Raw genomic sequence first — 8,277 nt, forward strand, 5'->3', positions numbered from 1 at the left:
CTAAAAAACTAACCTCTCATGAAAAAAATTACTTATATTTTTAATACCATTATATTTATATCATTTTTTTCAAATATAAAGGCTAATGCTCAATGTTCTTCTTACGGAAATACAAGTTATAATACTGGCGTAACATTTGTTTCTTTCAACACGATTAGCAATGCTGATATACCAAAAAATGTAGGTTATGAAAATTTTACTGGTATTTCAACAAACGTAACTCAGGGTAATAGTCATAACTTAACTGTAAGAGTTAATACAGATGGAAACTATACAATACATGCTTTTGCTTGGATTGACTGGAATCAAGATGGTGATTTTCTTGATTCTGGAGAATCTTATGATTTAGGTGATGTAAGAAATGTATCAGATGGTACCACTTCATTATGTCCTTTAACTATAACAATACCTTTAACTGCGGCAACTGGAACTACAAGAATGAGAGTTTCAGCAAAATATAATTCTAATCCATCTTCTTGTGAAACAAATTTTGATGGTGAAGTTGAGGACTATTCATTAAACATACTCGCTTTATCAGCACCTGAAATAAACATCCAAGGAAACTCAATAAACATTACAGATGGCGATTTAACTCCGACATTAACAGATTTTACAGATTTTGGAAATGTAGCAATTGCAACTAATTTCTCAAGAACTTTTACAATACAAAATTTAGGAACAGTCAACCTTAATCTAACTGCCGCTGCTCCACACATTGTAATATCAGGTGCAAATGCTGCTGATTTTAGTGTAACTACAATTCCTTCTACACCTATTGCAGCCTCTAGTAGTACAACATTTGTTATAAGGTTTGCTCCAACTACCCCAGGAATAAAAAATGCTACAATAACGATCGCTAATAATGACAGTAATGAAAACCCTTATGATTTTAGTATTAGTGGTACTGCTTATACACCTGCACCTGAGATAAACATTCAAGGAAATACAATTAATATAGCTGACGGCGATATAACACCAACAACCACAGACCACACCGATTTTGGAAATGTAGCCATAGCAAGTAATTTTTCAAGAACATTTACCATTCAAAATCTAGGAACCGCCAATTTGAATTTAACTGGAGCTTTACCCCGAATTGCCATATCAGGAGCCAATGCATCCGATTTTAGTGTAACCACCATCCCTTCAACTCCCATTACAGCTTCTGGTAGTACCACTTTTGTTATTAGGTTTGCCCCTACTACCATAGGTATAAAAAATGCTACACTAACTATTGCCAATGACGATAGTAATGAAAACCCTTATGATTTTAGCATTAGAGGGAATGCTGTTCCCCCATTTCCTGAGATTGAGATTACAGGAAATGCCCTAGTGATTGCTGATGGTGATGTAACTCCTACATTAATCGATAACTCGGATTTTGGAAACGTAAACGTAGTTGGAAGTACTATTTCTAAAACTTATATTATAAATAATGTGGGGACTGGTTCGTTAAATTTAACTGGTGCTTCCCCATACATTTCCATCTCTGGGCCCCATGCTTCAGATTTTACAGTGTCAGTAACCCCAACTACGCCAATAGCGGCAGGAGGACAAACAACATTTACAATTTCGTTCGACCCTAACGGAAGCGGATTAAGATCTGCAACAATCAGCATAGCAAACGATGATACTGATGAAAACCCCTACGATTTTAGTATTCAAGGTACAGGTGTAAACGGTCCGCCTCAATATACCGCTTATTATGAATCATTTGATGTTACTAATGGCGGATGGAGTCCTGTAACATCAACAAATGATACTTGGGTATGGACCAACACGTATCCAGCATCTGTAACCGATGAAATTGCTGAAGGTGGTTTTTGGAGAAACAATACTTATAATAATTATGTGAACAACACCGACATTGTTATAGAAAGTCCTGTATATAATTTTACAAATCTTAGAAATCTAAGGTTAAGTTTAGATGTTGAATACAACACTCAAAATAATAGTGACGGCATGCGAATTCTTTACTCCGTATCTGGAGGACCGTTTACTATTTTAGGTGCTAGTGGTTCTGGAACCAATTGGTATGATGACAATACAACGGCACTAGGAAGTGATGGCTGGAACGATGATAGCCATACTACAGCTACTACTTTCCCTGGTCCATATAGCCATTTTAAAAATGCAATACTGGATTTACCAGATGGTACATTTTCAAACCAAAGTAATGTTCGATTTAGAATCCAGTTTGCAACCGATGGTTCTACTACTGAGGTTGGTGTTGGATTCGACAATTTTAGAATTGAAGCAGATCCATTAACAACACTAAGTAATGCTTCCGTAGCGCCAGCAAATGTAAAAGGAAACCTGAGGCTTTGGTTAAAGGCTAATACCGGAATAGCGGTATCGGACGGGGCACGTCTTACAGGTTGGGAAGATCAAGCTTACGCCACCGTTTTGGATAAAGAAGATGCCACCGCTGCCAGCTACATAGCGCCAACATACAGGGATAACAACACCCGAAATATAAATTACAACCCAATTGCCGATTTTAACATTAGTAATACAGAATACATGAACGGTAAAGGTGGATTCTATTCACAAGATTATTTTGTGGTGGTTAAAAGTGATGATGTAGTAAGCAAATCAACTGGTACCACCACCCGCCAATTTCCATTTGGTGGACGTTCAGATAATGCCAACTTTCACGAAGACCCAACTGGAATAGCTTTTGGTAGTTCAACTGGTAGATATGTAGATGAAGTTGTGGCCCACAATTTAGGTGCTTATGCAAATAGTGGCTTTACACCGGGTGTTAATTCTTATGGTAGAGCCTATACATCCACCAGCGACAGTTATAATCATGTACTTATTATCAATGCGAAAGCTAATTTTGCAAGAACCGCCCAAGAAATTTATAAAAATGGTAAGCGCATTGATAATACAACAGGGACCACCGGAACAACGGGTACTGGTACTCCCTTAAACTATTATGAATTCAACAATTTGTCATTCTTAGTGGGTGCTGGTAGAAGTGGTTTTAATGGTAGATCAAGTTCTCAACTAAACGGAATGTTAGGTGAAGTCATTTCATACAATTCACCTAATTCAATTTTAGACAAACAAAAAATTCAAAGTTATTTAGGTATTAAATATGGCGTTACACTTCAAGCCGATGCGAGCTCATTAACCAATTACAGAGTGAATGATGTAAATTACATTGACTCCCAAGGAAATATAATATGGAACACAAGTTCAAATTCAAGCTATAATTACGATATTGCTGGTATTGGTCGTGATGATGCCTCACAGTTAAACCAAAAACAATCGAAAAGTCAGAACTTAGAAACAGATATTATAGGTCCAACGAGCGGTTTCTTAACCATGGGCTTAACCTCTGTTTATAATACCAACAAATTAAACATTGCAACCAATCCAACCAACTTTACCGATAGAGCATTTTTGTGCTGGGGCAATAATGGTGTGGATATTAATTTGGCTGCTGTATCGGTTGGAGTTGATATGAGCGCAGGAATCGCCGGCTTAACAACGCCTGTGTCGTTTGTTGCCATGCAACGTGTTTGGAAAGTGGTTGAAACTGGTGGCGATGTACCTTCCGTTCAAGTTAAAATACCACAAAGTTGCGTTAGAAATATTAATCCCCCAGGTAGTTATCTCATGTTTATTTCCAATAGCGGCGTTTTTGACCCCACCGCTGATTATCGCGTTATGACTTCCGATGGCAATGGCAATCTTGTAGCGAACTACGATTTTGATGGCGTGAAGTACATCACCTTTGGTTATGCGCCTCAGGTTATCGTGGAACGTTCCGTCTATTTTGATGGCGTTCAGGATTATATCGATATGGAAAACAACTTAAACCTGAACCCAGCCCAATTTACAATTTCCGCATGGATAAAAAGAGATACTGGAACTACAAATGCTTCCATTCTATCCAAAAGAAACGCCACTTATACCGAAGGGTATGATTTTAAACTAAATGCTACTGGCCGACTGGAATTTGTTGTAAATGGTGGTGCGGCATCGGTAACCTCTTCTGTTGTTATACCGGCAAATAAATGGCATGAAGTAGCCGTTATTTACACAGGCGGTATCGCAACCTTATATATCGATGGGGTACCAGATACATCGGCAGCACTCCCAGCACCTGTTGCTACAACACAATCATTTTACATAGCAGCAGCCGGAAAAAACACGCCAACTGCATTTTTTAAAGGAAATATAGATGAAGTAAGAATATGGAATAGGGCGCTTACCGTTAACCAATTACGGTACATTATGAACCAAGAACTTGTAGATAAAAATATCACAACAGGATTGAATCCGTTGCCTTTAATGAAGGGTTTTGTATTGCCTACCACCATCACCAAAAATGAACTAAACACCATTCCTTGGTCGGATTTGGCAGGTTATTACCCATTATCCGTTTACACTTACACCAACACCAACGATATGTCGGGCAATAACCGCCAAGGTGCATTAAGAAATTTAGATACGGTCGATTTTCAAACGGCACCACTCCCCTATGTTTCACAGGCAAATGGCGCATGGTCAACACCCGGTACATGGTTAAACAATACGGTACAAGAATTACCAAATGCCTTATCAATCTTGCCGAGTGCCACTCCCATTACTTGGAATATTGTTACTTTAAACAACAACATTACAATTGATGACTTTACTACTTTAGGAAGAGAACGTGCCGTACAAGGCTTGATACAAAATAGTGGCGATTTACAAGTGAACGGCAACACCGCCACCAAGACCGGAAACGGATTGACCGTAACCCATTACCTAAAACTAAATGGCACCATCGATTTGGAAGGCGAATCGCAATTAATCCAAACCGACAGGAGCGATCTTGATCCTGCTAGTACTGGCACGTTAGAACGCGACCAACAAGGTTATTCAAACACCTATTTATACAATTATTGGTCGTCGCCAGTAGCTCCTACAATTAATTCCAGCTATTCGGTACCGCAAGTAATAACCAATGTTGGGTTTTTAACTTCGGGGTTCAACGGCACAACAGCACCGGCCGTTGCCGATTACTGGATATGGAAGTATGCCAACAGACCGGGCGATACTTATTCCCAATGGCAGCATGCTAGAAGCACGGGCTCCATATTGCCCGCTGAAGGGTTTACCATGAAAGGCCCCGGCACTGTTACTCCCGATCAAAATTATATTTTTAACGGAAAACCAAACAATGGCACGTTTTCGTTAACCATTGGGGCTGGAAACGACTATTTGGTTGGAAACCCCTATTCATCGGCTATGGATGCTGACGAATTTATTAAAGACAACATAAGCAATCTGGAAACCAATGGAAGAAATACCAATGGAAACATTATTAACGGTGCCCTGTATTTCTGGGATCATTTTGCGGTAAATTCGCATAACTTGGGCGCTTATCAAGGAGGCTATGCCACTTACACCTTAATAGGTGGAACCAAAGCCATCTCAAACGATGCCCGAATTAATGCCTCAGGAGTTGCTGGTACTAAAATACCCGAAAGATATATCCCGGTGGCACAAGGTTTCTTTGTGTCGGCTATTTCTGATGGTGCTTTAACAGGGTTGTCGCAGCCCATTGCCGGTGGTACTATCCTGTTTAAAAACAGTCAGCGTATCTTTAAAAAGGAACAGACTACTGGAACCAACACAGGGTCTCTATTCTTTAAATCTGCAAAATCGAAGTCGAGCCAAATAGCTCAGGACGATGCCGATACACGACAAAAAATAAGACTGATGTTCGATTCGCCAAACGGTTACCACAGACAACTCTTGGTAGGCGTTGATGCAGCGACTTCCAATAATTTCGATATGGGCTATGATGCCCTCTTGAATGAAACCAACAATGAGGATATGTACTGGCACTTTAGCGATTCTAAGTTCATCATTCAAGCGGTCAATAATTTCAGCAGTGAACAGGTTTTACCTTTAGGCGTCACCATAAGCAAAGCAGGTTTGGCAACCATACGAATTGATAGTTTAGAAAATATAGAGGCCAATGCCAATATATTTGTGCATGATAAGCAGCTAAACACCTATCATAATTTAAAGGACGGCAACTATCAAGTGTATGTAACCCCCGGAACTTATACCGAGCGTTTTGAAATAACCTTCGCCAATGCCCAAGCATTAAATACAGAAGGGGCTGAAAACAGCGGTTTGCAAGCCTATTTTTCAAATGAAAAGGAAAGCATCATTGTTCATAACCCCCATGCGATGCAACTAAAATCTGTTGAAGTGTTGAATATTTTAGGGCAATCGGTCTTGAAATTTGAAAGCAACACTCACGACACGTACATTACGCACAAAACCAAAAATATGGCCACGGGCGCGTATATTATAAAACTGAATACAGCTACTGGAGTAATTTCCAAAAAAGTGTTGGTGCAAAAAAATTGATGTAACCCCCAAATCTACATCTATTTAAACCTAAGTTTTGGAAAGTCCTAAATTAATTTTTAGGACTTTCCTATTTCTGAGTCATTGTGAACAAAGTAAAGCAATCCATAAAGCATAGTCTTCATATAAAAAAGTTATTTGTAAACTAGCAGAACATGGCAATCAAAAAATACCTTGTTTATTTTAATGTATTAGATGGTTCTTTTACTTTAAATGCTGTAACATTCCATCAAACGACACTTTAAATTGCTCGCCCGAAACCATGTTTTTAAGTGTGAAGCTATTAGAACTAACTTCCTCCTCGCCTACCAAAACCACAAAGGGGATGGCACGTTTGTTGGCGTGGTTCATTTGTTTTTTCATTTTATCGGCATCGGGGTATAATTCGGAACGAATACCTGCCGAACGTAATTTTTTAATGGCTTTTAAACAGAACAAGGCTTCTTTTTCACCAAAATTAATAAACAAAACATCTATGTTTTTAGTTACCGTTTCCGGGAACAATCCTAATTCTTCAAGCACCAAATAAATACGGTCCAACCCGAAGCTGATGCCAACGCCACTCACATTTGGCAATCCGAAAATACCGGTTAAATCGTCGTAACGTCCGCCACCGCCAATAGAACCCATGGGTACGGTTTTAGGTGCAGCAACCTCAAAGATAGCTCCTGTATAATAATTTAAACCGCGCGCCAGGGTAACATCTAGCTGCAAGGTAGCAGTATTTAATCCCAATTCTGAAATGGCTTCATTGATAAACGCTACTTCTTCGATACCTTTTGTGCCTTCTTCGGAAGCAGACAAAATAGATTTCAAGCTTGCAATTTGCGATTCAAACGAACCGGACAACGTGAATAAGGGCTGTAATTTTGAAATGCCTTCTTCTGAAATGCCTTTGGAAAGCATTTCCTCCTTCACCTTAACCTCGCCAATTTTATCGAGTTTATCTAAAGCGACCGTAAAATCGATGAGCTTATCGGAAGCGCCAATAACTTCGGCAATGCCCGATAAAATTTTACGGTTATTTATTTTTATGGTAACACCTTCCAGTTTTAAAGCTGAAAAAACGCTGTCGTACAATTGGATAAACTCCACTTCTTGCCACAGCGATTTACTACCAACCACATCGGCATCGCACTGGTAAAACTCCCTAAAACGTCCTTTTTGTGGTCTGTCGGCGCGCCAAACCGGTTGTATTTGATACCTTTTAAACGGGAATTCTATCTCGTTTTGGTGTTGCACCACATAGCGTGCAAAAGGCACGGTGAGGTCGTAACGGAGGGCTTTTTCGGAAATATTTGAAGTGAGTTTTAAAGAATCCCTTTGTAAGTAGGCGTGCTCATCAACTTTTGCTAAATAATCCCCCGAATTCAAAATCTTAAAAATCAATCGGTCGCCTTCATCACCATATTTTCCCATGAGGGTTTCCGAGTTTTCAAAACTGGGGGTTTCAATGGGTTGAAATCCGAAGGTTTCAAAAGCATTTCTAATGGTATTGAAAATGTAGGTGCGCTTTGCTACCTGTTCTGGGTTAAAATCTCGGGTGCCTTTTGGGATGCTTGGTTTTTGGGCCATATTCAACTACCTGAAAAAATCAGATGTATTTTTAAATTATTGGATTTCCGCTTTCGCAGGAAAGGCAAAAATAATTAATGAAAACGTCATTGCGCGCTTTTTCATTAGAAAAAAAGCGTAGCAATTTGTTTTTATCGGTCTCGGCTCGTATGTTTACGGCAGGGTCGTTAATTGAATTTAAAAATAGTAAATTTCTGATTAATAATGCAAGTAAAAATAGAAGGGATAGAGAGGTCTCGGCTAGATACACAGGTTTATCGTGATATCGTTTCATAGAAATCCCACCCTTCTATAATTTTCTTGGAATCTGGACAGTAC

At 39.2% G+C, this 8,277-nt stretch carries 2 protein-coding genes; one reads left to right on the forward strand and one right to left on the reverse strand.

The window, feature by feature from the left end; translation table 11 throughout:
• Positions 1 to 18 precede the first annotated feature (18 nt).
• A complete protein-coding gene (locus tag GQO80_RS14765; RefSeq protein ID WP_157209135.1) occupies positions 19 to 6,384 on the forward strand; it encodes a choice-of-anchor D domain-containing protein in 6,366 nt (2,121 codons plus the stop codon).
• 204 nt (positions 6,385 to 6,588) lie between these two features.
• Here the strand turns inward: GQO80_RS14765 and hisS are convergent, their stop codons facing one another.
• Positions 6,589 to 7,959 (reverse strand): histidine--tRNA ligase, encoded by a 1,371-nt coding sequence (hisS, locus tag GQO80_RS14770; RefSeq protein WP_157209136.1) that lies wholly within the window; start codon positions 7,957 to 7,959, stop codon positions 6,589 to 6,591.
• Positions 7,960 to 8,277 lie beyond the last annotated feature (318 nt).

The organism is Mariniflexile maritimum (assembly GCF_009746565.1).
In the GTDB taxonomy this organism is placed as follows: domain Bacteria; phylum Bacteroidota; class Bacteroidia; order Flavobacteriales; family Flavobacteriaceae; genus Mariniflexile; species Mariniflexile maritimum.